This window comes from Lysinibacillus sp. NPDC097195, assembly GCF_044762075.1.
Classification (GTDB): domain Bacteria; phylum Bacillota; class Bacilli; order Bacillales_A; family Planococcaceae; genus Lysinibacillus.
In genome coordinates this window covers 44,866-70,003 of record NZ_JBIWDP010000003.1, presented here as the reverse complement: position 1 = coordinate 70,003, position 25,138 = coordinate 44,866, and the positions used below count along the sequence as shown (strand labels likewise).

19 protein-coding genes are annotated in these 25,138 nt (G+C 39.9%); 18 read left to right on the top strand and 1 reads right to left on the bottom strand.

The features are described 5' to 3' along the window. Positions 1–8: 8 nt before the first annotated feature. The 12 genes from ACIQXI_RS15630 (at position 9) to ACIQXI_RS15575 (ending at position 17,595) form a co-directional block, all read left to right on the top strand. Positions 9–986, top strand: coding sequence for a FecCD family ABC transporter permease (locus ACIQXI_RS15630; protein WP_402927260.1), 978 nt, complete (start codon positions 9–11; stop codon positions 984–986). Further along, entirely contained in the window at positions 983–2,443 is a 1,461-nt protein-coding gene (locus ACIQXI_RS15625) for an adenosylcobinamide amidohydrolase (protein ID WP_402926660.1), read from the top strand. Before ACIQXI_RS15630 ends, ACIQXI_RS15625 begins: the two co-directional genes overlap by 4 nt. A 10-nt stretch (positions 2,444–2,453) precedes the next feature. Then, positions 2,454–3,017, top strand: coding sequence for a cob(I)yrinic acid a,c-diamide adenosyltransferase (locus ACIQXI_RS15620; protein ID WP_402926658.1), 564 nt, complete (start codon positions 2,454–2,456; stop codon positions 3,015–3,017). 326 nt (positions 3,018–3,343) lie between these two features. Next, entirely contained in the window at positions 3,344–5,578 is a 2,235-nt protein-coding gene (locus tag ACIQXI_RS15615) for a (Fe-S)-binding protein (protein ID WP_402926656.1), read from the top strand. A 202-nt stretch (positions 5,579–5,780) separates the two neighbouring features. After that, the gene (locus tag ACIQXI_RS15610) at positions 5,781–6,983 is read left to right on the top strand and encodes an acetyl-CoA C-acetyltransferase (protein ID WP_402926654.1); all 1,203 of its coding nucleotides are present in this window, start codon (positions 5,781–5,783) and stop codon (positions 6,981–6,983) included. Positions 6,984–6,985: 2 nt separating this feature from the next. Then, complete coding sequence (locus ACIQXI_RS15605; protein WP_402926652.1) at positions 6,986–7,837, top strand: 3-hydroxybutyryl-CoA dehydrogenase; 852 nt, start codon at positions 6,986–6,988, stop codon at positions 7,835–7,837. Between the two features lie 132 nt (positions 7,838–7,969). Further along, positions 7,970–9,103, top strand: coding sequence for an acyl-CoA dehydrogenase (locus ACIQXI_RS15600; RefSeq protein WP_402926649.1), 1,134 nt, complete (start codon positions 7,970–7,972; stop codon positions 9,101–9,103). 97 nt (positions 9,104–9,200) lie between these two features. Beyond that, a complete protein-coding gene (locus ACIQXI_RS15595) occupies positions 9,201–10,337 on the top strand; it encodes an acyl-CoA dehydrogenase (protein WP_402926646.1) in 1,137 nt (378 codons plus the stop codon). 3 nt (positions 10,338–10,340) lie between these two features. Further along, positions 10,341–10,973: a TetR/AcrR family transcriptional regulator gene (locus tag ACIQXI_RS15590; RefSeq protein WP_402926644.1), complete on the top strand. Its 633-nt coding sequence runs from the start codon at positions 10,341–10,343 to the stop codon at positions 10,971–10,973. 151 nt (positions 10,974–11,124) lie between these two features. After that, complete coding sequence (icmF, locus tag ACIQXI_RS15585) at positions 11,125–14,373, top strand: fused isobutyryl-CoA mutase/GTPase IcmF (protein ID WP_402926641.1); 3,249 nt, start codon at positions 11,125–11,127, stop codon at positions 14,371–14,373. 464 nt (positions 14,374–14,837) lie between these two features. Further along, positions 14,838–15,365: a DNA-directed RNA polymerase subunit delta gene (gene rpoE / locus ACIQXI_RS15580; RefSeq protein WP_402926638.1), complete on the top strand. Its 528-nt coding sequence runs from the start codon at positions 14,838–14,840 to the stop codon at positions 15,363–15,365. Between the two features lie 637 nt (positions 15,366–16,002). After that, entirely contained in the window at positions 16,003–17,595 is a 1,593-nt protein-coding gene (locus ACIQXI_RS15575; RefSeq protein WP_402926635.1) for a CTP synthase, read from the top strand. Positions 17,596–17,804: 209 nt separating this feature from the next. On the opposite strand, the gene ACIQXI_RS15570 is transcribed toward ACIQXI_RS15575, so the two are convergent. Next, complete coding sequence (locus ACIQXI_RS15570; RefSeq protein WP_402926633.1) at positions 17,805–18,335, bottom strand: DUF2529 family protein; 531 nt, start codon at positions 18,333–18,335, stop codon at positions 17,805–17,807. Between the two features lie 155 nt (positions 18,336–18,490). Here ACIQXI_RS15570 and ACIQXI_RS15565 point away from each other — a divergent pair, with 155 nt between their 5' ends. The 6 genes from ACIQXI_RS15565 (at position 18,491) to rho (ending at position 25,044) form a co-directional block, all read left to right on the top strand. After that, a complete protein-coding gene (locus tag ACIQXI_RS15565; protein WP_402926630.1) occupies positions 18,491–18,850 on the top strand; it encodes a response regulator in 360 nt (119 codons plus the stop codon). A gap of 709 nt (positions 18,851–19,559) precedes the next feature. After that, a complete protein-coding gene (locus ACIQXI_RS15560) occupies positions 19,560–20,414 on the top strand; it encodes a class II fructose-bisphosphate aldolase (protein WP_402926627.1) in 855 nt (284 codons plus the stop codon). Between the two features lie 151 nt (positions 20,415–20,565). Next, positions 20,566–21,216 (top strand): fructose-6-phosphate aldolase, encoded by a 651-nt coding sequence (gene fsa, locus ACIQXI_RS15555; RefSeq protein ID WP_024362882.1) that lies wholly within the window; start codon positions 20,566–20,568, stop codon positions 21,214–21,216. Between the two features lie 60 nt (positions 21,217–21,276). After that, positions 21,277–22,563 carry a UDP-N-acetylglucosamine 1-carboxyvinyltransferase gene (locus ACIQXI_RS15550; protein WP_402926624.1) on the top strand — a complete coding sequence of 429 codons (1,287 nt, stop codon included), beginning with the start codon at positions 21,277–21,279 and terminating at the stop codon, positions 22,561–22,563. A 96-nt stretch (positions 22,564–22,659) separates the two neighbouring features. After that, positions 22,660–23,616, top strand: a complete 957-nt coding sequence (gene glpX / locus ACIQXI_RS15545) for a class II fructose-bisphosphatase (protein WP_402926622.1) — start codon at positions 22,660–22,662, stop codon at positions 23,614–23,616. 144 nt (positions 23,617–23,760) lie between these two features. Beyond that, on the top strand, positions 23,761–25,044 hold the full coding sequence (rho, locus tag ACIQXI_RS15540) for a transcription termination factor Rho (protein ID WP_402926620.1): 1,284 nt from the start codon (positions 23,761–23,763) through the stop codon (positions 25,042–25,044). Positions 25,045–25,138 lie beyond the last annotated feature (94 nt).

Sequence of the window (25,138 nt, the reverse complement as noted above, 5' to 3'; positions counted from 1 at the left end):
TTGCCTATATGACAGCCATTACGCTACTTATTATTAGCATCTGGTGTGGCGTATCAATAGGCTCTGTTCATATTCCTTTAGAAGTAATTTGGAATAAGACAGCAGATGAAACAGCTGCCAATATTTTATGGAAAATTCGCTTGCCACGCGTATTGTTAGCAGGACTTGTCGGTGCTTCATTGGCAATTGCGGGTGCAGCATTCCAAGGATTATTAAAGAATCCTTTAGCAGATCCGTATACGCTAGGTGTTTCTTCAGGCGCTTCTGTTGGCGCTGTGGTGACATTGTTTTTCGGAATTTCGATTCCGGTTGTCGGTTTGTATGCATTACCGACGCTTAGTATGGTAGGGGCTGTACTTACTATGATTGCGGTCATGAGTTTTGCTCGCATAGTAGACCGTTCATTAAAAATGGAAACATTAATATTAACAGGGGTTATTTTTAGTTCCTTTTTAGGCTCGCTTATCTCATTAATGATTGCCTTATCAGGTGAGGAGCTTCGGCAAGTGATTGGCTGGTTATTAGGTTCAGTGTCGATGCGTGGCTGGCCGTATGTGCAAATGATTACCCCATTTGTAGTCATTGGCTCGGTTATTCTTTGGACACAAAGACGTGAGCTCAATGTACTGTTATATGGTGAGGAACGTGCGAAGCACTTAGGTGTTAATGTAAAGCGTAGTAAATATTTTATTTTAGTAGGGGGCTCCATGCTAACTGGGGCGGCAGTTGCGGTGTCCGGCACAATCGGCTTTGTCGGTTTAGTGGTGCCACATATGACCCGCATGATTTGGGGGTCAGATCATCGCCATCTATTACCGTTATCATTTTTAAATGGCGCAACATTGCTTATTATTTGCGATTTAGTGGCGCGTACAATTATTATCCCACGTGAACTACCGATAGGCGTTATTACTGCGTTTATTGGAGCACCCGTCTTTTCTTATATTTTCTATAAGCAACGTAGAAGCAAGGGGGTACGCGTATGATTATCGTTGAACACCTATCAGGTGGCTATGAGGACGTACCTATTGTTAAGGATGTTAGTTTTACGGTTGAAAAGGGAAAAATTCTTGGTATTCTAGGGCCGAATGGTAGTGGCAAATCAACGCTATTGAAAGTAATCAGCGGCATATTACCAGCAACAGCAGGTACCGTTTTAGTGGATGGCAAAAATATTAAAGCGTATAGTCCGCGTATGTTAGCTCAAAAAATGGCGGTATTGCCACAACTACATGCCAATGCCTTTTCAAATACTGTACGAGAGGCCGTATCACTCGGCCGTTACCCACATCAAACGGGCTTTTTTTCGCATTGGTCAGAGCGTGATGAGCAAGCGGTTCGATATGCGATGGAGCAAACAGGCATCACACGTTATGAGCATACTTCAATGGAATTTCTATCGGGCGGGGAGCAACAACGGGTTTTTGTTGCCCAAGCTTTGGCGCAAACAGCGGAAGTTTTATTGCTGGATGAGCCGACCAATCACTTAGATATTGCGCATCAGCGTCAAATTTTAGATATGGTGCGTAAAGAAGCGTTGGAATGTGGTTTAACTGTAATTATGGTGCTCCATGACATGAATCTAGCATCACTTTATTGCGATGAATTGTTATTAATGGACAAAGGCTGTGTGCGCGCTTTAGGTGCACCGCATAAAGTATTAATAGCCTCACAAATTGAGGAAGTATATCAGGCTAGAGTAACAACTTATGCTCATCCAGAAATACCTAAACCTCAAATTACGATGATGCCAGCAGCAAGTGACTATCAGCAACGCGCTATCGTAGAAAAGGAAGATTTTACGATAACGACGGATTATATCCAACTAAAATCAAATGTCCCTTTAAAAACAGTGTCATCAGCTGTCCACAATCCTGGAATAGGTTGGTATGATTGCTTTTTAAACCGCTCTGTAGCAGGTGATTATGTCGTGAGTGATGTGCAACAAGAAGTTATGGACTTTTTACAAAGAGAGCATTTTTCACCGACAAGCACAGTTGTAATGTTAACCGCTGTGCCGACACAACTTTATGCTCTGAATAAATATACCGCTTCTTTTGGTAGTGTAATCGTTGTAGTAACGGCCGGTGTTGGCAATGCAGTAGACGTTTCTCGTACACATGAGAGACAGGACACCCCATATATTGGTACTATCAATACATGGGTCATTATCAATGGTTGCTTATCGGAAGAGGCATTTTTTCAAGCCTTAATGACTGCCAATGAAGCAAAAACAAAGGCATTACAATCAGAAAACATTCGAGATCCGCTGAGTGATACGATTGCTACGGGTACTGCGACAGATAGTTTACTGATTGCTGCCACACAAAAGGGCGAGGAAATGCGCTATGGTGGGCCGATTACAGATATCGGTAAGGTCATTGGTAAAGGTGTGTATGAAACAACAGTGCAGGCCATACACAATTATAAAAATAAAGCATAGGAGTGAAATAATGAAACTTTACACAAAAACGGGCGATACAGGGAAAACGAGCTTAATTGGTGGGCGTGTCGACAAAGATAGTCTACGTGTGGAAACATACGGGGCAATCGATGAATTAAATTCTTTTATCGGCAAGGCAGTTAGTGAATTGGATCGTGAATTATTTAAAGATATTTTAGTTGATTTAGAAACGATTCAGCATGAGCTTTTTGATGCAGGCGGCGATTTGGCAAATGTTATGAAGGAACGTCATTATAAGCTAGCGGAAGCACCGATTGAAGTTTTAGAGGTACGTATTGATGCGTTGTCAGATGAAGCGCCACCATTAGAGCGTTTTATATTACCAGGCGGAGCCCCAGCAGCTGCAACTTTACACATCGCACGCACAGTTGCCCGACGAGCAGAGCGTCAAATGGTGACATTAATGAAAGAAGTACCAGATGTACCAACGATTGTACAAAAGTATTTAAACCGCTTATCAGATTATTTATTCGCTGCAGCACGCGTTGTCAATGCGCGTTTAAATTTACCGGATATTGAATATATTCGCAGTGGCAAAGTTTTTAAAAAATAAGCTTATACAAAAAAAGTGGAAACCTACAAAGAAATTAATTTTATTTTAAATAATATTTTAAGTAAGTGAACACTAAGAAAATGCACTAGTGACGACAAAATAAAATACAAAAAAGCTACTTTGAAGGAAAATTCAGGGTAGCTTTTTTGCGTATAAAATGTAAGAATATAAAATTATCAGATAATATTTTCGTTTTATGTTGACTGAATGCTCACTCATTTATTAGAATGTGAATATAGTGGTGAAATAACATACATTTACGTATGAGCTAGAAAATTTAACACAAAGAGAGAAAATTCGCGACAAACTAAAAGGGGGGACCAACCATGAGTCCATTAGTAATTGCAAACATTGTACTAACAGTCGTGGTAGTGCTTTATGCAGTAGGGTTATTTATCTATCTGTTAAAAACACGCTATCAATTTGTGCAATTAGGGAAAAAGGTTGAGTTTGATGAAAGTATCCAAGAACGTATTCGTTATTTAATGGTGAATGTGTTTGGTCAAAATAAACTATTAAAGGATCCTAAAAGTGGCTTAATTCACGTAATGTTCTTTTATGGCTTCTTGATGGTTCAGTTAGGCGCTATCGATTTAATATGGAAGGGGTTAGCACCTGGCTCTCATTTACCACTTGGCATGTTCTATAGTGTTTTCACATTTTTCCAAGAGTTGGTAGTTTTAATGATTTTAGTAGCGGTAGTATGGGCATTTTATCGCCGCTATGTAGAAAAATTAGTGCGTTTAAAGCGAGGCTGGAAAAACGGTCTTGTGTTAATTTTTATTGGAGGCTTAATGCTTTCAACATTACTGGCAAACGGTATGGGCCTAATCTGGCATGGAGAAGGTTTAACATATACTGAGCCTATCGCTTCTAGCATTGCAGCAATTTTTAGCTTCTTACCAGAAACTGCAGCAGCGACGATTTTCTATATTTCTTGGTGGGCGCATTTATTAATTTTATTAACGTTTTTAATTTATGTACCGCAATCAAAGCATTTCCACTTGATTGTCAGTCCACTCAATGTGTATATGAACCGCTTAGATCGTACAGGTACATTAACACCAATCGACTTTGAAGCATTAGAAGAAGCAGGTGAAAATGCGGAAAGTGAAGATGAGATTCCGTCTATTGGGGTTGGGCGTATTCAAGATTTTACACAAAAGCAAATGCTTGATTTATATTCCTGCGTAGAATGTGGCCGTTGTACTAATATGTGTCCGGCAACCGGTACAGGCAAAATGCTGTCACCGATGGATTTAATCGTTAAGCTTCGTGACCATCTAACGTTCACAGGTGCGGTTGTAACAAAACAAAAACCTTGGGTGCCATATCAATTCTTTGCACAGACAAAAGGCAATCAGCTTGCAATGGCAGCTGGTGCTGAAGGTGCTGTTATCGAGGATATTTACAGCCCGTCATTAATTGGTGATGTTATTACAGAGGAAGAGATTTGGGCATGTACTACTTGTCGTAACTGTGAAGATCAATGTCCAGTTATGAACGAGCATGTCGATAAAATTATCGACTTACGTCGTTATTTAACAATGACGGAAGGGAAAGTAAACTCCGATGCTCAGCGTGCCATGACTAATATCGAACGTCAAGGAAATCCTTGGGGGCTAAATCGAAAAGAAAAAGAAAACTGGCGTGACCTAGATCCAACAATCAATATCCCGACAGTGAAGGAATTGAAAAAGTCAGGCGAGGAAATGGAGTACTTGTTGTGGGTAGGCTCGATGGGTGCTTTTGATAACCGTTCACAAAAAATTGCCTTAGCGTTCTGTCGTCTATTAAACGAAGCGGGCGTGAAGTTTGCTATTTTAGGAAATAAAGAGAAAAACTCAGGGGATACTCCACGCCGTTTAGGAAACGAGTTTTTATTCCAAGAGCTAGCAACAGCCAATATTGATGAATTCGAGAAAAATGATGTGAAGAAAATCGTAACGATTGACCCGCATGCATACAATATCTTTAAAAATGAATATCAGGATTTTGGTTGGAAGGGCGAGGTATATCACCATACTGAACTACTAAATCAATTAATTGAAGAGAATCGTTTAGTACTGAATTATGAAGTAGATGAAACAATCGTCTTCCACGACTCTTGTTATTTAGGTCGTTACAACGATGTTTACGATGCACCACGTGAAATTTTACGAGGCATTCCAGGCGTCAAACTTGTGGAAATGGAGCGTAATCGCGAAACGGCAATGTGCTGTGGTGCAGGTGGCGGCTTGATGTGGATGGAAGAACATGTGGGTAATCGTATTAATGTAGCACGTACAGAGCAAGCGCTAGCAACGAATGCTTCGGTCATTTCTTCTGGATGTCCATACTGCTTAACGATGTTAGAAGATGGCACGAAGGCAAAAGAAGTGGAAGATACAATTAGTACATTTGATGTTGCGGAATTATTGGAACGCTCAGTCTTTGGCGAGAAAGTAAAAGCTGTATCCGATAGTTCGGATGAAGTAACAGAAGAGATGTTAGAAGAAGTAGTTGCTTCAGTGGAATCGCAAGAACAAAATGAGAATGCTGAGCTAAGCGCAGAAAAATAATCATTATTGTAGAAATATTTTCTTTATCTGAAAAATATAAATTGCACAATAATTAATTGTTTTGTAGAATAAGATTAAGTAGAAATGGGAGTTACTTTTATAACTCCCATTTTTTTATCGGGAAGAATCGAGCGAGCGTTCAGTCAACGCATTACTGCTTGGATACTTCATCGAAAAACGTAAAACAAAAGGGGTGTTTTACTTGAATAGAGCTGTCATTTTAGCAGGAGCAAGGACGGCATTTGGTAAATTTGGCGGTGCACTTTCAACACTTAGCGCAAGTGATTTAGGGGCAATTGCCATAAAAGGTGCACTTGAAAAGGCTAATTTAGCACCAGATGCAGTGGATGAAGTAATATTAGGAACGGTTTTACAAGGTGGGCAAGGACAAATTCCATCAAGACAGGCTGCACTCAAGGCAGATTTGCCAGTGGCAGTAAAAACAGAGACGATTAATAAAGTTTGTGCGTCGGGGATGCGCGCTGTAACTTTAGCAGACCAATTAATTCGTTTAGGGGATGAGGAAGTCATTATCGCTGGTGGTATGGAGTCTATGTCTAGCGCACCGTATTATCTTCAAAATGGTCGAACTGGGCTAAGAATGGGCGATTCTACAATGGTAGATGGAATGCTCTATGATGGTTTAACGTGCGCTTTCAATAAGGCAAGACCACCGATGGGCAGCTATGGCAATAAAGCCGCAACTGAATTTTCATTAAGTCGTCAAGAACAAGATGCTTGGGCTGTACGCAGTCATGAGCGTGCCCTGGCCGCAATCGAACAAGGTTATTTTGCTGAGGAAATTGTACCTGTGCATATTGCACAACGTAAAGGTGAGCCGCTTGTTGTAGCTACTGACGAAGCCCCAAGACCAAGCACTTCTTTGGAAGCGCTTGCTAAGTTGAAACCAGCCTTTGAAAAAGATGGATCAATTACAGCGGGCAATGCACCTGGCGTTAATGATGGCGCTTGTGCACTTGTTGTGATGAATGAACAACGAGCAATAAGTGAAGGTAGGGAACCACTTGCAATCATTATTGGGCATGCAGAGCTTGCGATTGAGCCAGCAGATTTCCCGCAAACTCCAGGTCTAGTGATTAATGAACTGCTGACAAAGACAGGGAAATCATTAGCTGACATTGATCTTGTTGAAGTCAATGAAGCATTTGCGGCCGTTGCGCTTATTAGTAATCAACTGGCAGACCTTGATGCAGATAAAGTCAATGTAAATGGTGGTGCGGTTGCTTTAGGTCATCCAATCGGCGCATCTGGTGCTCGCATTATTTTAACACTAGCACATGAGTTAAAGCGTCGCGGCGGTGGAATCGGTATTGCGGCAATCTGCTCCGGTGGAGGGCAAGGCGATGCCATTATGATTGAAGTACCAAAAACAAAGGGGAAATGATGATGGGAATCCAAAAAGTAATGGTCATTGGTGCTGGGCAAATGGGCTCAGGTATTGCACAAGTTTGTGCGCAAGCTGGCTTTGATGTGTTATTGAATGACATTCAACAAGCTTTTTTTGAGCGTGGATTAGGGGTCATCACAAAAAATTTAACGCGTGATGTCGAAAAAGGCCGTAAATCAGAAGAAGAAAAAGCAGCGATTTTAGGTCGTATCACTATGTCACTAGATTTAAAGGATGCTAGTGATGTTGATATGATTATCGAAGCGGCTGTTGAAAACATGGAAGTTAAGCAATCTATATTCAAGCAATTAGATAGCATTGCACCAGCACATGCTATTCTTGCGACAAATACCTCTTCACTGCCGATTACAGAAATCGCAGCGGTGACAAAACGTCCAGAGCAAGTGATTGGCATGCATTTTATGAATCCAGTGCCTGTTATGAAGCTTGTTGAAATTATTCGAGGGTTAGCTACAGCTGATGAAGTGTACAAAGCAGTTGAAGCAATGACTGTACAGTTAGACAAAAAACCAGTGGAAGTAAATGACTACCCAGGTTTTATTGCAAATCGTATTTTACTGCCAATGATTAATGAAGCAATCTATGCATTGTATGAAGGTGTTGGGACGAAAGAGGCCATTGATGATGTAATGAAATTTGGTATGAATCATCCGATGGGACCTTTAACATTAGCAGACTTTATCGGTTTAGATACTTGTTTATCCATTATGGAAATATTACATGAGGGCTTAGGTGACAGTAAGTACAGACCTTGTCCTTTATTACGCAAATATGTAGCTGCTGGCTGGCTTGGTAAAAAATCAGGAAGAGGCTTTTACATTTACGAATAGACCTATGGGGATGGGAACATTCAAATCAATTATGCCTCGGTATTAATCCTTACTTATCGAAGTGAAGGACATCTGACGGGAGCAAGTTAAAAATGTAATGCTACGTGACAGCATAGAGGGGTGACATTATAGATGCATTTACAATTTACAGATGAGCAGTTAATGATGCGTGATATGGTGCGCAGTTTCTCACAAGAGAAGATTGCACCGTGGGTTGAGCGTATGGAGGCGGGAGAGTTTCCGCGTGAACTCTTGAAACAAATGGGTGAACTAGGGTTAATGGGCATCACAACCCCAGAAGAACTAGGTGGTTCAGCAATGGACTTTACATCGTACATTATCGCAATTAATGAATTATCAAAAGTTAGTGCTGTAATGGGTGTTATTTTATCCGTGCATACTTCAGTAGGTACGAACCCTATTATTTACTTTGGTAATGATGAGCAAAAACAGCGTTATGTGCCGAAGCTTGCAGCTGGAGAATATTTAGGCGCATTTTGTTTAACAGAGCCAAGTGCAGGGTCAGATGCAGGCTCTCTTCAATCCAAGGCAGTACGAGACGGCGATCACTATGTTATTAACGGCTCAAAAGTATTTATTACAAATGGAGGCGAAGCGGATGTTTACATCGTTTTCGCGTCAACAAATCAAGCTGAAAAAACACGTGGCATCTCAGCATTTATTGTTGAAAAGGGCACGCCTGGCTTAATTATAGGTAAGGATGAACATAAAATGGGCTTACATGGTTCACGTACAGTCCAATTAACATTTGATAATTGTCGTATTCCAGCCGGCAACCTTCTTGGGGAGGAAGGGGAAGGCTTTAAAATCGCAATGGCTAATTTAGATGTTGGACGTATAGGCATCGCGGCGCAAGCTTTAGGCATCGCTGAAGCGGCACTTGAAGCGGCAACAGGCTATGCCAAAGAGCGTGTGCAATTTGGTAAACCAATCGCATCGCAACAAGGAGTAGGCTTTAAGCTTGCGGATATGGCAACGGCTGTGGAAGCGGCAAAACTGCTAGTATATCGTGCGGCGGATTTACGTGCGAAAGGTTTACCATGTGGAGCTGAAGCGTCAATGGCGAAGCTCTTTGCGTCACGCACAGCCGTACAAACCGCGATTGACGCTGTGCAAATTTTTGGTGGCTACGGCTACACGGAAGATTATCCAGTAGAACGTTATTTCCGTGATGCCAAAGTAACTGAAATTTACGAAGGTACAAGTGAAATTCAAAAACTAGTTATTAGCAAACATTTAATTTGAATCCATTTAATAGAGTGCCAACATCATAGTTTAATGCATAAGCAATGTATAAATGAAAGCTAAAAGAAATTCATTAATATTAAAGGGGAAATGAACAATGAACTTTCAATTAACAGAGGAACATGAACAATTACGTGAAATGATTCGCGACTTTGCATTGAACGAGGTAGCACCAACAGCAGCGGAACGCGATGAAAATGAAGAATTTGACCGTGCAATTTTCGACAAAATGGCCGAGTTAGGTTTAACGGGCATACCTTGGCCGGAAGAATACGGTGGTGCAGGCTTTGACTATCTTGCCTACGTAATAGCTGTTGAAGAATTATCACGTGTATGTGCTTCTACAGGGGTAACTTTATCAGCCCACACGTCACTTGCTGGTTGGCCGCTCTATAAATATGGCAATGAAGAACAAAAACAAAAGTATCTTCGACCAATGGCAGAAGGCAAACATATCGGTGCTTATGGTTTAACAGAGCCGGGTTCTGGTTCGGATGCTGGCGGTATGAAAACGTATGCGAAACGTGATGGCGATGATTATATTTTAAACGGTTCTAAGATCTTTATTACAAATGGTGGTGTAGCAGATACGTATATCGTATTTGCCGTAACAGATCCAGAAGCGAAAAACGGTACTTCTGCTTTTATCGTTGAAGCGGGCTTTGAAGGCTTTTCTGTTGGGAAAAAAGAGAAAAAGTTAGGGATTCGTTCCTCACCAACTACAGAAATTATCTTTGATAACTGCCGTGTGCCAAAAGAAAACCTTCTTGGGGCTGAAGGAGAAGGATTTAAAATTGCGATGACGACACTTGATGGTGGGCGTAATGGTATTGCAGCACAAGCAGTGGGGATTGCGCAAGGTGCATTAGATGCTGCGGTTGACTATGCAAAAGAGCGTGTGCAATTCGGTAAGCCAATTACAGCTAACCAAGGTGTATCCTTTAAATTAGCGGATATGGCAACGCAAATTGAAGCATCTCGCCTACTTACATACCAAGCGGCTTGGTTAGAGACAAACAACCTGCCTTATGGTAAGGCTTCGGCAATGGCTAAGTTAATGGCTGGTGATACAGCAATGAGCGTCACAACGGAGGCGGTGCAAGTCTTTGGTGGTTATGGTTACACGAAAGATTATCCAGTAGAACGCTTTATGCGTGATGCAAAAATTACGCAAATTTACGAAGGTACACAAGAGATTCAACGTCTTGTTATCTCGCGTATGTTGACGAAATAATTTATGGCAGAAAAAAATAAAAAGCCCCAAGTCCAGTCAACCGTGAAAGACGAAAATCTCATTGCCATCCGCCGAGAACAAATGATTCAAGGTGCTATAAAGTTATTTAAAGAAAAAGGTTTTCATCGCGCTACAACAAGAGAAATTGCCAAAGCAGCAGGTTTTAGTATCGGTACATTATATGAATATATTCGTACAAAGGAAGATGTACTATACCTCGTTTGTGATAGCATTTACCACCATGCGATGGAGCGCCTATCAAGCTATGAGATAAAAGCAGGTACGATAGAAGAACTAAAAGAAATGATTCGTGAGTATTTTTTACAAATTGATAACATGGTTGATGAATTAACCATCATGTATCAGGAAACGAAATCATTATCCAAAGAAGCACAACGTTATGTTTTTGGGAAAGAGTTTGAAATGGTTGCTACGTTTGAAAGACTGCTGCAACGCTGTGTGCAGTCAGGCGAGATAACGATGACGGATCAGCAAATTCATATGGCAGCGAATAATTTAGTTGTGCAAGGACAAAGCTGGGCGTTCCGTAAATGGGCGCTGCATCGTCAACATACACTCGACGAGTATATTGATATGCAAACAACCTTGTTCGTTTCAGGCATTAAGGGGTTTTAATAAGTTCCAAAGGGGTTCGTCGGTAATTGCATAGTGCGACATTGCAATTGCCGACTTTTTTTATGTTTTTTGTCCGGTGAATTGCGTCAATTCGAAATGGATATAAACAGCTATGAAAAGATTTACTAAGGGGAGAAAGTAGGGGTTTCATATGTCAAAGGTAGAAGTGTATCGTCCAAAAAATCACGTACGTTTTGTTACAGCATCAAGTCTTTTTGATGGACATGATGCTTCGGTCAATATTATGCGACGTATCTTACAATCGAGCGGTGTGGAAGTAATCCATTTAGGACATAATCGCTCTGTTGAAGAAGTCGTTAATGCTGCGATTCAAGAGGATGCTCAAGGAATTGCTGTATCTTCATATCAAGGCGGCCATATGGAATACTTTAAATATATGTATGATTTGTTGCGCGAAAAAGGGGCACCGCATATTAAAATATACGGCGGCGGTGGTGGTGTTATATTACCACGTGAAATTAAGGAATTACATGCTTACGGTATTGCAGGAATTTTTTCACCTGAAGATGGACGCGTACTTGGGCTGCAAGGAATGATTAATGAGCAAATTAAAGGTACAGATTTCCCGACTGCAACGGGTGATTATTTAGAAAAGCTCGATGCATTAACGACTGACACACCTGAATTATTGGCGAATTTGATTACGGCAGCGGAATCAAATAACGATGAAGAAACGAAAAAAATGTTAGAAGCAGCACGTAGTCGTTCGAAAGGAACACCGATTTTAGGCATTACAGGTACGGGTGGTGCAGGTAAATCTTCTTTAACAGACGAGTTAATTCGCCGTTTCTTAAAAGAATTTCCAGAGAAACGTGTTGCGATTTTGTCGGTCGATCCAACAAAGCAAAAAACGGGTGGCGCTTTACTCGGGGATCGTATTCGAATGAATGCTATTTTCAATAATCGAGTTTATATGAGAAGTTTGGCAACGCGTGGTTCTCGTACAGAGCTTTCCTCTTCCATTGGCGATGTATTAGATGTCGTACGTGTGGCGGGCTATGATTTAATCATCGTGGAAACAAGCGGTATTGGTCAAGGGGATGCAGAAATTACAAATTACACGGATCTATCCATGTATGTAATGACAAGTGAGTTTGGTGCTCCGACACAACTTGAGAAAATCGATATGATTGATTTTGCAGATGTCATTGCCATCAATAAATTTGAACGCAAAGGTTCAGAAGATGCGCTGCGCCAAGTGCAAAAGCAATTCCAACGCTCACGCGAACTGTGGGATGAACCAATCGATAATATGCCTGTTTACGGTACGATTGCCAGTCAATTTAATGATAAAGGAACGAATGCTTTATTTGCCGCATTAGTTCATATTATTAATCAAAAAACAGGTAGCGATTGGGAAACAGGCTATGAGCAATTTGCTAAAACGCAAAAACAAGATGTCATCATCCCGAATGACCGCCGTTATTATTTACGAGAAATTACAGACACAGTGCGTGGCTACCATAAAAAAACAGAGCAACAAGTGGCATTTGCCCGTCGCTTATTCCAATTAGAAGGAGCTATTGCGGCAGTGCAGGAAAAGGCACCAGATGATGCCCTTGTCGCATCACTTACTTCTTTAGCGGAAGGTGTCCGTGATGAATTAACGGCAGAGTCTAAGCGTATTTTAGATAATTGGCAAGCTTTGAAAGAAGCGTATGCTGGGGATGAATTCGTAACGAAGGTACGCGATAAGGAAATTCGTACGATTTTAACAACAACCAGTCTTTCTGGCACTAAAATTCCAAAAGTCGTTTTACCGAAGTTCGTTGACTATGGAGAAATTTTACATTGGGTGTATCGTGAAAATATCCCAGGTGAATTCCCTTATACTGCAGGTGTATTCCAGTTTAAACGTGAAGGGGAAGATCCGAAACGCCAATTTGCTGGCGAAGGTACACCAGAAAGAACGAATAAACGCTTCCATTATTTGTCTAAGGATGATGATGCAAAACGTTTATCAACAGCGTTTGATTCGGTGACGTTGTACGGAGAGGACCCAGATTACCGACCAGACATTTATGGGAAGGTTGGCGAATCAGGTGTCTCAATTTGTACACTTGAAGATATGAAGAAGCTATATGCAGGCTTTGACCTTTGTGCACCTTCAACATCTGTTTCAATGACTATTAATGGACCTGCGCCAATTATTTTAGCAATGTTTATGAATACGGCGATTGATCAGCAAGTAAGGATGCGTGAAACAGAACTTGGTAGACCTTTGACTGTTGAAGAATTTACAGAAACGCGCGCAAAAACATTACAAGTTGTACGAGGGACTGTGCAGGCTGATATTTTGAAAGAAGACCAAGGGCAAAATACATGTATTTTCTCAACAGAATTTGCACTAAGAATGATGGGTGATATTCAGCAATACTTTATCGATAAAAAAGTGCGCAATTATTACTCAGTATCTATTTCGGGCTATCATATTGCAGAAGCAGGAGCCAACCCAATTTCACAGCTAGCATTTACATTGGCAAACGGCTTTACGTATGTGGAATATTATTTAAGCCGTGGCATGAATATTGACGATTTTGCTCCAAATCTGTCATTCTTCTTCTCTAATGGTTTAGATCCTGAATATACAGTAATAGGTCGTGTGGCACGTCGTATTTGGGCAATTGTCATGCGCGATAAATACGGTGCAAATGACCGAGCTCAAAAGCTTAAATATCATATTCAAACTTCTGGGCGTAGCTTGCACGCACAAGAAATTGACTTTAATGATATTCGAACAACATTACAGGCGCTTATGGCATTGCAGGATAATTGTAATTCATTGCATACAAATGCCTATGATGAAGCGATTACTACTCCAACAGAAGAGTCTGTGCGACGAGCGATGGCGATTCAAATGATTATTACAAAAGAGCATGGTTTAGCGAAAAATGAAAATCCGTTACAAGGAGCCTTTATCGTTGAGGAGTTAACGGATTTAGTAGAGGAAGCGGTGCTTGAAGAGTTTGATCGTATTAATGACCGTGGTGGAGTACTAGGTGCGATGGAAACACAATATCAACGCGGTAAAATTCAAGAAGAATCGATGCACTATGAAATGTTAAAGCATTCAGGTGATTTACCAATCATTGGTGTTAATACCTATTTAAACCCAAATCCGCCAACAGATGATGCTATTGATAATATGGAAATTGCCCGTGCATCGACAGAAGAAAAAGAAACGCAAATTCGCAATCTGCAATTGTTCTGGCAACAGCATGAGGGCGAAACGGAAGCAGCAATTGCCCGCTTACAACAAGTAGCGGTCAATAATGGTAATATTTTCGAGGAGCTAATGGAAACAGTAAAAGTAGCGAGTCTAGGACAAATTACAAAGGCTTTATATGAGGTCGGTGGACAGTTCCGCCGCAATATGTAAAACAATTAGGTGGAAATTTTCTAATTTTTGGCACATTGCTGCTAGTTTATCCGAAATGCTGCTGTATTTTAAAGTGTCTAGTCATACGATTAGGCACTTCTTTTCATTTTCGTTATAATAGAAATGTCAAAAAGAGGGGGCGCAGTAGAGGATGAAATCGATAATTCACTACATTATTGTTTTAGCTTTAGTATTGGGAGTCTTTTTCCTGTATAATAAGCAAATTGGCGCTATTCCTTTACTTTTATTATCGATATATTTGTTTTTTCTAGGGATAAAAAAAATGTGTAATATAAAAAACAGTAATTGAAGCTAGCAAAGAGACTAAAACATTGTATATAATGGGTATTATGCTTATGGTATGGAAAGTTACTTTTGTGCGGTCTTTTTTAGCTGCGCTCCGAAAATAAAGCACTATTTAATTTTAAAACGTCCATTGTGATGAGAGGAAGGAAGTGCACGAATTGAATTTTCGTGAAATGACAAAGGAACAATTAGCGGAAGAATCGTTAATTAACTTAGCTTATGCAATTTTAACAGAAAAACGTGCTTCAGTGTCATTTAATGACCTGCTTACAATTATTAAAGAGCTAGTAGGCTATAGTGATGAAGAAATTAAATCACGCTTACTACAATTTTACACAGACATGAACATTGATGGACGTTTCTTATTCAATCAAGAAACTGGTTGGGGCTTACGTGAATGGTTTAAAGTTGAGCAAATCGAAGAAGAAACAGCTCCATCTGTCAAAACACATAAAAAGAAATCTAAGTCTGCTGTTGATGATGAAGATGATTTAGAAGAAGATTTAGAAGAAGATGATATCGACTTCGATGAAGATTATGAAGAATTTGTTGAAGAAGATGTAGAAGAAGAGAAAGAAGATATTGACTTTGAAGAAGATGATATCGAAGACATCGAAGATGAAATTGATGAAGATTTCATCGAGGATGACGAAGAGTTTGAAGAAGAAGAAGAGGAAGAATTGTAATACAATTCCGCTTCGAATTTTCTTATTTCAGTACTTGTAGTAAAAATTCTTGACTTCTTTCACGGTTCCGTTTAATCTTTTACTTGGGCTCCTTAAAAAAAGGAGAAAGACCGTGTATATAATACGCTCCCCCTGCAAACCTATGCAGGAGGGGCGTTTTTTTTGTTTTTAACTTGGGCAATCAAGTTAAATGCCTTGACGGATGTCACAGATTTTATAGGTGATATTAAATCATACCTAAAAATTTTGAACACATGACGCCGAGGCAAAAAGGGTTAATTATCAGTCCAGTTCTCCCATACTAAACATAGGTGACTGAGTATATGTTAAGGGCTTCTAGTGCAGGTCGTATTTGGAGTGCACACAACTATGTATACCTCACGAAGAAGAGCAATTAGAAAAGTAAAAAAGAGATAGAAACGATTACAGCTTCGAATCGGCCGCATTTTTTGTAGCCATTCTCGGCTTTTCTTATTTTAGGGATAGGAAAGCATCCCTGTTTCTTATCCATTCGTGCCACTACTTTCCATGTCCTTCCTGCAATTAGGCCAATTGTTAAGTGCAAGTGACAGAATGAATGGACGCAATATACTTTTTTTACTAGCAAGATTTACAACAACTTAAGGAGGAATTTTTCATGACAAAGTATATTTTTGTAACAGGTGGGGTTGTATCATCACTTGGAAAAGGGATTGTCGCAGCATCTCTAGGACGTTTATTAAAAAATCGTGGGTTAGAAGTAACGATTCAAAAATTTGACCCGTATATCAATATTGACCCAGGTACAATGAGTCCTTATCAACATGGTGAGGTATTTGTTACAGATGATGGCGCAGAGGCAGACTTAGACTTAGGTCACTATGAGCGCTTCATCGATATTAACCTAGGCAAACATTCAACTGTTACATCTGGTCGTGTTTATCAATCTGTTTTACAAAAAGAACGCCGTGGTGACTACAACGGTGGAACAGTTCAAGTAATTCCTCATATTACAAATGAAATTAAAGAACGCATCCAACGTGCTGGACGCGAAACAAACGCAGACGTTGTTATTACAGAGGTTGGAGGAACTGTAGGTGATATCGAGTCACTACCATTCCTAGAAGCAATCCGTCAAATGAAAACGAATTTAGGGCATAACAATGTTATGTATGTTCACTGTACACTAATTCCTTACATTAAAGCTGCTGGTGAGTTAAAAACAAAACCAACACAACACTCTGTTAAAGAATTACGTTCTTTAGGTATTCAGCCAAATATTATCGTTGTTCGTACAGAACAAGAAGTGCCACAAGACATGAAGGAAAAACTAGCATTATTCTGTGACGTTCAACCTCATGAAATTATCGAATCTCGTGATGCAGAACATTTATATGAAGTCCCATTAAATCTTCATGCACAAGATTTCGATGATATCGTACTTGATCATTTTGGTATTGAAGCACCAGAGGCAGATATGGAAGAATGGCGCGAACTTGTTGCAAAAGTGAAGAGCCTACCAAATAAACGTAGAGTAGCATTAGTTGGTAAATATGTTGAACTACAAGATGCTTACATTTCAGTTGTTGAGGCATTAAAGCATGCTGGATATGCATTTAACTCTGATATCGATATTGATTGGATTAACGCTGAACATGTAGATGCTGATAATGTAGTATCGTTATTAAAAGATGCAGATGCGATTTTAGTACCAGGTGGCTTCGGCGATCGTGGCGTAGAAGGCAAAATTTTAGCAACGCAATATGCGCGTGAAAATAACGTACCGTTTTTAGGAATTTGCTTAGGTATGCAACTAGCAACAATCGAATTTGCTCGTAATGTACTAGGCTTAAACGGAGCACATTCTACAGAACTTGATGCAGAAACACAATATCCTATTATTGATTTCTTACCAGATCAAAACGATAGTGTAGACATCGGTGGTACATTACGTTTAGGTTTATACCCATGTAAGTTAAAAGATGGTTCAAAAGCAAAAAATGCTTACGGCCAAGAGCTTGTGTATGAACGTCACCGTCATCGTTATGAATTTAATAACGAATACCGTGAAGCAATGGAAGCGGCAGGTCTTGTATTCTCAGGTACAAGCCCAGACGGAAAATTAGTGGAAATTATTGAGTTACCAGAAAACAACTTCTTCGTAGCTTGCCAATTCCACCCAGAATTCGTGTCACGTCCAAACCGTCCACAACCATTATTCCGTGATTTCATCGGTGCAACATTTAAATAAAACAAAAAAGGATGTCTCGTTTAAACGAGACATCCTTTTAATATAGTAAGAAGCACTAATTCCGCGAAAGCGAGCCCTATTTCCGCGGAAGAAGAGAGGAATTCCGCGAAAGCAAGCCCTAATTCCGCGAAGTTGCTAAAAAGGATGCCTCGAAAACTTTCGAGACATCCTTTTGTTTCTAGCACTTTATCTTAATTTTTTCAATTGCTTTATAGCTCCTCATCATCGAGCCCAAGCATTTCATCATAAGCAATTTTTACGGCTTCATAAATAAACAGCGCTGCAATGGCATGTGGTACAACAATACGTTCACCTAAATCATTAGGTAGTAAGCCTCCGCGCATACGAGTAGAAATATAGGTATACGCTAAGTCAGCTAACGGATTTTCTACATTTGCAACTTCACTAGCTACTGCGGCAAAAGGAATAAACTGTTCATTTAACTTTTGTGCTAATGCCAATGCTTCTGGATCATATGCACTGCGTGTGAAAATACAAATGCGATCCGCTTCACTAACGTTTGTATCTGCTGTCCAAGGAAGAAGCTTGGCAAAACGCTCAACACCTTGCAGTGCATTTAATTCGACAACTTGCATTTCGCCAAAGCAAGCAAAATAGACATTTCCTTCACCAATAGCAGCTTGTGCAAGTAATCGTGCTGTTTCTTCAATAGATTCTTCTTCACTTTGTGTTATTCTTTGTAATAATCCGCTCAGTTGTGTTGTTAGAATTTTAGACATGATTCCACCTCATTCAATATTATATGTATGTGTGTAGCATAAAGCAAAAGTAGATAATTTATAATACTAGAAGGTATTAAGCTGTAAAAGGAGAATAATACATAATATAGATCTCTTTGTGCAAGAATAATAATTCAAAAAGGGCGGAATGCAATGTGAAACGATTACTAATTGTTGATGATCAGCAGGGAATTCGTTTGCTTTTAAATGAAGTATTGAAAAAAGAAGGTTACGTTACATATTTAGCGGCGAATGGCGCTGAAGCACTACGTTATGCAGAGGAAGAGTCAATAGATTGTGTCTTACTAGACATGAAAATTCCTGGCATGGATGGCATAGAAATTTTAAAACGCTTAAAAGAAAAATGGCCCCAACTACCTGTCTTTATGATGACCGCTTACGGTGAATTAGACGTTGTACAGGAGGCATTAGATTTAGGGGCAATTCGTTATTTTACGAAGCCGTTTGATATTTTTGAAGTGCGTGATGCAGTAAATAAAACATTACAAACATAGCTTAGCAGGCAGTGGAAATCACCGCCTGTTTTTTTATACATAGGTGTTATTCGTTGTCGATCGTCTTATACGATGCTCAGATATAACATTGGAATTTTTAATTTAGATTTAATTTGATTTGCAAAAGAAAAAAATTTAGTAGATAGCACGAGTTGATGGTAGCGAAGGCGGTGACTCCTGCGGGAACGCACAGAACGTAAGACGCAACAAACCGCGCGTAGCGAGGGTTGCGGCTTACGATGTGCCCGCGGAAAGCACCGCCGTAGCGGACATCAACGGTAGGAGCACCTGAAATTTCTTTTCAGGTGATTTAGAAAAAAGGCACCTGTCGCTGCGTTGCACTGTGCTTTCGGTGCAAAAATATAATCACCTGAAATTTCTTTTCAGGTGATTTAGAAAAAAAGGCACCTGTCGCTACGTTGCACTACGCTTTCGGTGCAAAAATATAATCACCTAAAATTTCTTTTCAGGTGATTATGAAAAAAGGCACCTGTCGCTACGTTGCACTGCGCTTTCGGTGCAAAAATATAATCACCTGAAATTTCTTTTCAGGTGATTAAGAAAAAAAGGCACCTGTCGCTGCGTTGCACTACGCTTTCGGTGCAGAAAATATAAGCCCCTGAAATTTCTTTTCAGGGGCTTATATTTTTGCTATGATTGAATAGCACATTTATGTATAAAGAATAGTCCTAAAAGGAGGATTTTTAGTATGGCATTAGTATCTATGAAAGAGATGTTAATTAAAGCAAAATCAGAAGGTTATGCAGTTGGTCAATTCAACATCAACAACCTTGAATGGACGCAAGCAATTTTACAAGCAGCAGAAGAAGAAAAATCACCTGTTATCCTTGGCGTATCTGAAGGCGCAGGTAAATATATGGGCGGCTTTATCTCAGTAGTACACATGGTAAAAGGTTTAATCGAGTCTTACGGTATAACAGTTCCAGTTGCTATTCATCTTGACCATGGTTCAAGCTTTGAAAAGTGTAAAGAAGCAATTGATGCAGGATTTACTTCTGTTATGATTGATGCTTCACACCATCCTTTCGAAGATAATATTAAAATTACTTCACAAGTAGTTGAATATGCACATGCGAAAGGTGTTTCTGTAGAAGCTGAGCTTGGTACAGTTGGCGGTGACGAGGATGGCGTAATTGGTGGTATTATGTACGCTGATCCAGAAGAATGCCGTAAAATGGTTGAATTAACAGATATTGATTGCCTAGCTCCAGCTCTTGGCTCTGTACATGGTCCTTACAAAGGCGAACCAAACTTAGGCTTTAAAGAAATGGAAGAAATCTCAAAATTAGCAGATCTTCCACTAGTCCTACACGGTGGTACAGGTATTCCAACAAAAGATATTCAACGCTCAATTTCATTAGGTACTGCTAAAATTAACGTTAATACTGAAAATCAAATCGCTGCTACAAAAGTGATTCGTGAAGTCCTTGATAAGGATAAAGAGGTTTACGATCCTCGTAAATTCTTAGCACCAGCACGTGAAGCGATTAAAACAACAGTTATCGGTAAAATCCGTGAATTTGGTAGTGCACAAAAAGCATAATTTAGCTTCTTAATATGGTACAAAAGCAAAGATGAATACACATAATAAGAGAAGTGTTGATGCTCGCAATCGACCTTCTCTTGTTTTTGAAATAACAACTTTTTTGAAAAAAATTAAAAATATAAACAAATAGGGTTTAGGAGGAAATATAATGAAATTTTTTATTGATACAGCAAACTTTGACGAAATTAAAGAAGCACATGCATGGGGAATTTTATCGGGTGTTACGACAAACCCATCATTAGTAGCTAAAGAGGAAAACGTTTCTTTTCATGATCGTCTGCGTGAAATTGCAGAGCTAGTTGATGGCTCAGTAAGTGGAGAAGTTATTGCATTAGATGCTGAAGGAATGATTAAAGAAGGTTTAGAATTAGCTGCGATTGCACCGAACATTACAGTTAAACTTCCGATGACACCAGCTGGCTTAGAAGCATGTCGTTTCTTTGCAAACAAAGGCATTAAAACAAACGTAACACTAATTTTCAGTGCTAACCAAGCATTAATGGCTGCGCGTGCGGGTGCTACATATGTATCACCATTTATCGGCCGTTTAGATGATATTGGTCAAAATGGTGTAGAACTTATTGAAACAATTTCAGATATTTTTACAATCCATAACATTGAAACGCAAATTATTGCGGCATCTATCCGTCACCCTCAACACGTAACGGCAGCAGCTCTTGCAGGTGCTCATATTTCAACAACTCCTTTTAAAGTGTTAAAGCAACTTTTCCACCATCCATTAACGGAAAAAGGAATTGAAGGATTTTTAGCGGATTGGAATAAGCGAAAAGGTGAATAATAAGATTATAAAGTGAGTCAAATGCAAAAATTACTTTCCAATCATGAGGGAGAACGCGAAATGGATGTTTATAAAATTACAGGCGAAAATCGTCTAAAGGGTACAATCAAAGTTAGTGGTGCAAAAAATAGTGCGGTCGCCTTAATTCCAGCATCAATTTTGGCGAACTCTCCAGTGACAATTGGAGGGATTCCAGAAATTTCAGATGCTTGGACTTTAAAAGCCTTGTTAGAAGAAATCGGTGGAGAAGTGCAGTTTGAGAACGGCAAAATGACTATTGATCCAACCGATATGCTTGCACTACCTTTGCCAAATGGTAATGTCAAAAAGCTCCGCGCCTCTTATTATTTAATGGGCGCAATGCTTGGACGCTTTAAAAAGGCTGTCATTGGTTTGCCGGGTGGTTGTTTCTTAGGACCACGTCCAATTGATCAACACATTAAAGGATTTGAAGCCCTTGGTGCTAAAATTACGAATGAGCACGGAGCGATTTATTTACGTGCTGAAGAGTTAATAGGTGCCAAAATTTATTTAGATGTTGCAAGTGTTGGCGCAACAATCAATATTATGCTTGCGGCGGTCCGTGCAAAGGGTCGAACGGTCATTGAAAATGCGGCTAAAGAACCTGAAATAATCGATGTAGCCACGCTTCTGACAAATATGGGTGCCAATATTAAAGGTGCGGGTACAAGTGTTATTCGTATTGAAGGTGTTGAAGAGCTGCATGGAACGGAGCATACTATTATTCCTGACCGTATCGAAGCGTCAACATTTATGATTATGGCAGCTGCAGTTGGCGACGGCATTACAATCGATAATGTAATACCACTACATCTAGAGGCTATTACAGCAAAGCTTCGTGAAATGGGTGTCAAGATTGACATCGGTGAGGAAAGTATTTTTGTTCCTAAAACAGATTTATCTACACTACAAGCGGTGGATGTTAAGACGATTGTCTATCCTGGATTCCCTACGGATATTCAGCAACCACTTTCAGTGTTAATGACACAGGCACTTGGCTCTTCTAAAATAACAGATACGATTTATACAGCTCGCTTTAAACATATTGATGAGCTTCGTCGTATGAATGCCAACGCACGTGTAGAGGGCAATACCGCGATAATTACCGGTCCAAGTAAATTACATGGCTCAAGTGTAACGGCAACAGACCTTCGTGCAGGTGCAGCATTAGTATTAGCAGGCCTATTAGCAGAAGGTGAAACTGAAATTCACGATATTTATCATATCGAACGTGGCTATAGCTCACTTATTGAAAAATTACGTGACTTAGGCGCAGATATTCGACGTGAAACAATAATGGTGAGTGTTGCAGAGGCTAAGGAATAATGAGAGGTAAAAGTTTCGAGCCAATTATGTTACAATAAAGGTAATTTGAATGTTTCGGCACAAAGTCACAGGCCGATAACGGGAGGCAAAACAACAATGGAACGCAGTTTATCGATGGAAGTAGTACGAGTAACAGAGGCAGCAGCAATCGCATCCGGCAAATGGATGGGTCGCGGTTTGAAAATTGAGGCAGATGATGCAGCAACGACAGCAATGCGCTCAATGTTCGATACGATTCCTATGCATGCTACAGTAGTAATTGGGGAAGGTGAAATGGACGAAGCGCCAATGCTTTATATCGGTGAAGAGCTTGGCCTTCGTAATGGTGGTCCTCAAGTAGATATTGCAGTCGATCCTTTAGAAGGTACAAATATTGTAGCAAAAGGTACAAATGGTGCCATGACAGTATTAGCAATCGCTGATAAGGGTAATCTGTTAAATGCACCGGATATGTACATGGAGAAAATCGCAGTAGGACCAGAAGCTGCTGGAAAAGTTGATATTAATGCCTCTGTTACTTATAATTTATTACAAGTAGCAAAAGCAAAAAATAAAGATATTTCAGATGTAGTAGCTACTATATTAGATCGCCCACGCCATCAAGCAATCGTGGATGAAATTCGTGAAGCGGGTGCACGTATTAAATTTATACAAGATGGTGATGTTGGTGCAGCCATTAACACAGCATTCGATGAAACCGGCATTGACATTATGTTCGGAATGGGCGGTGCTCCAGAGGGTGTTATTTCAGCTGTAGCATTAAAATGCCTAGGCGGAGACTTCCAGGCAAAACTAGTGCCTGAAGATGAAGAACAGCTAGAGCGCTGTAGAAAAATGGGCGTTGATGTAGATAAAGTTCTTTACTTAGATGATTTAGTAAAAGGTGACGATGCAATATTTGCAGCAACAGCTGTGACAGATTGTGAGCTATTAAAAGGTGTTCAGTATAAAGGTGCTTATGCATTAACACATTCAGTTGTTATGCGTGCCAAATCAGGTACTGTCCGTTTTGTAGAAGGTCGTCACGCTCTTGATAAAAAACCTAGCTATTAATAATATTTTCTTCTAAAATATACCTAGTGCTACTTTTTGCACTAGGTACCTTCTTCTTCATTTAACCATCCCATAGTTTTACTTAAAACTTCTATGTTACCCCAATACATGTATTATATTTTGAAAAAGACTGGAGTTGTGCATATGTCTGCATTGACAATCGCTCAATTAGAAAACATGACGTTAAAAGAGCTTTACGCCCTTGCGCGCCAATACAAAATTTCGTACTATAGCAAACTAACGAAAAAGGAATTAATTTTTGCTATTTTGAAAACGCGTTCTGAGCAAGAGGGTTATTTCTTTATGGAAGGTGTACTTGAAATTGTTTCGCAAGAGGGCTTCGGCTTCCTTCGCCCAATCAATTATTCACCAAGTAAAGAGGATATTTATATTTCTGCTTCTCAAATTCGTCGTTTTGATCTACGAAATGGGGACAAAGTGTCTGGTAAAGTTCGTCCACCTAAAGAAAACGAACGTTACTATGGCTTACTGCAGGTGGATGCTGTCAATGGAGAAGATCCTGAAGTAGCAAAAGAACGTGTTCACTTCCCAGCATTAACGCCACTATATCCTGATCGACAAATTAAACTCGAAACGACACAGCGCAATCTATCAACACGAATTATGGATTTAGTAGCCCCGGTAGGTTTTGGCCAACGTGGTTTAATTGTTGCTCCACCAAAGGCTGGTAAAACATCGTTACTAAAAGAAATTGCTAACGCTATTACAACAAATCATCCAGAAGCAGAGTTAATAGTTTTACTTATTGATGAACGCCCTGAGGAAGTAACGGATATTGAGCGTTCTGTAAATGCAGATGTCGTAAGTTCTACGTTCGATGAAGTACCTGAAAACCATGTGAAAGTAGCTGAAATCGTCTTAGAACGTGCACGTCGTTTAGTAGAACATAAACGTGACGTGATTATTTTAATGGATTCTATTACGCGTCTTGCCCGTGCGTATAACTTAGTTATTCCACCGAGCGGTCGTACGCTTTCAGGTGGTATCGATCCTGCTGCATTCCATAGACCAAAACGATTCTTTGGTTCTGCACGTAATATTGAAGAGGGTGGTAGCTTAACAATTTTAGCTACAGCTTTAGTAGATACAGGCTCACGTATGGATGAAGTCATCTATGAAGAATTTAAAGGGACGGGTAACTTAGAGTTGCACTTAGATCGTCAATTAGCAGAGCGTCGTATTTTCCCTGCGCTTGATATTCGTCGTTCGGGTACACGTAAAGAAGAACTGCTTCTTGAACAAGAACAACTTGAGAAACTGTGGGCAATTCGAAAAACATTTTCCGATGCGCCAGATTTTGCAGAGCGTTTCTTGAAAAAACTACGCACAACAAAATCAAACGAAGAATTTTTCGAAAAGCTAAATGAAGATATGAAGAAGGCCACTAAAGGTAAAGGGCTACTCTAATATTAAAAGTGCCAGGCACTCAAACAATTCTATTTTCGATATTTTCTACTTGAAAAAAACAAAATAACTATGCTATACTTCAAAAGTATGCAAC

Coding starts and splice junctions, on each gene's coding strand:
- ACIQXI_RS15600 (WP_402926649.1), top strand. CDS start 7,970: ATGCATTTACAATTTACAGATGAGCAGTTAATGATGCGTGATATGGTG.
- ACIQXI_RS15595 (WP_402926646.1), top strand. CDS start 9,201: ATGAACTTTCAATTAACAGAGGAACATGAACAATTACGTGAAATGATT.
- ACIQXI_RS15605 (WP_402926652.1), top strand. CDS start 6,986: ATGGGAATCCAAAAAGTAATGGTCATTGGTGCTGGGCAAATGGGCTCA.
- glpX (WP_402926622.1), top strand. CDS start 22,660: ATGGAACGCAGTTTATCGATGGAAGTAGTACGAGTAACAGAGGCAGCA.
- ACIQXI_RS15590 (WP_402926644.1), top strand. CDS start 10,341: ATGGCAGAAAAAAATAAAAAGCCCCAAGTCCAGTCAACCGTGAAAGAC.
- ACIQXI_RS15560 (WP_402926627.1), top strand. CDS start 19,560: ATGGCATTAGTATCTATGAAAGAGATGTTAATTAAAGCAAAATCAGAA.
- ACIQXI_RS15570 (WP_402926633.1), bottom strand. CDS start 18,335: ATGTCTAAAATTCTAACAACACAACTGAGCGGATTATTACAAAGAATA.
- ACIQXI_RS15550 (WP_402926624.1), top strand. CDS start 21,277: ATGGATGTTTATAAAATTACAGGCGAAAATCGTCTAAAGGGTACAATC.
- ACIQXI_RS15575 (WP_402926635.1), top strand. CDS start 16,003: ATGACAAAGTATATTTTTGTAACAGGTGGGGTTGTATCATCACTTGGA.
- ACIQXI_RS15630 (WP_402927260.1), top strand. CDS start 9: ATGACAGCCATTACGCTACTTATTATTAGCATCTGGTGTGGCGTATCA.
- icmF (WP_402926641.1), top strand. CDS start 11,125: ATGTCAAAGGTAGAAGTGTATCGTCCAAAAAATCACGTACGTTTTGTT.
- ACIQXI_RS15625 (WP_402926660.1), top strand. CDS start 983: ATGATTATCGTTGAACACCTATCAGGTGGCTATGAGGACGTACCTATT.
- ACIQXI_RS15620 (WP_402926658.1), top strand. CDS start 2,454: ATGAAACTTTACACAAAAACGGGCGATACAGGGAAAACGAGCTTAATT.
- fsa (WP_024362882.1), top strand. CDS start 20,566: ATGAAATTTTTTATTGATACAGCAAACTTTGACGAAATTAAAGAAGCA.
- rho (WP_402926620.1), top strand. CDS start 23,761: ATGTCTGCATTGACAATCGCTCAATTAGAAAACATGACGTTAAAAGAG.
- ACIQXI_RS15615 (WP_402926656.1), top strand. CDS start 3,344: ATGAGTCCATTAGTAATTGCAAACATTGTACTAACAGTCGTGGTAGTG.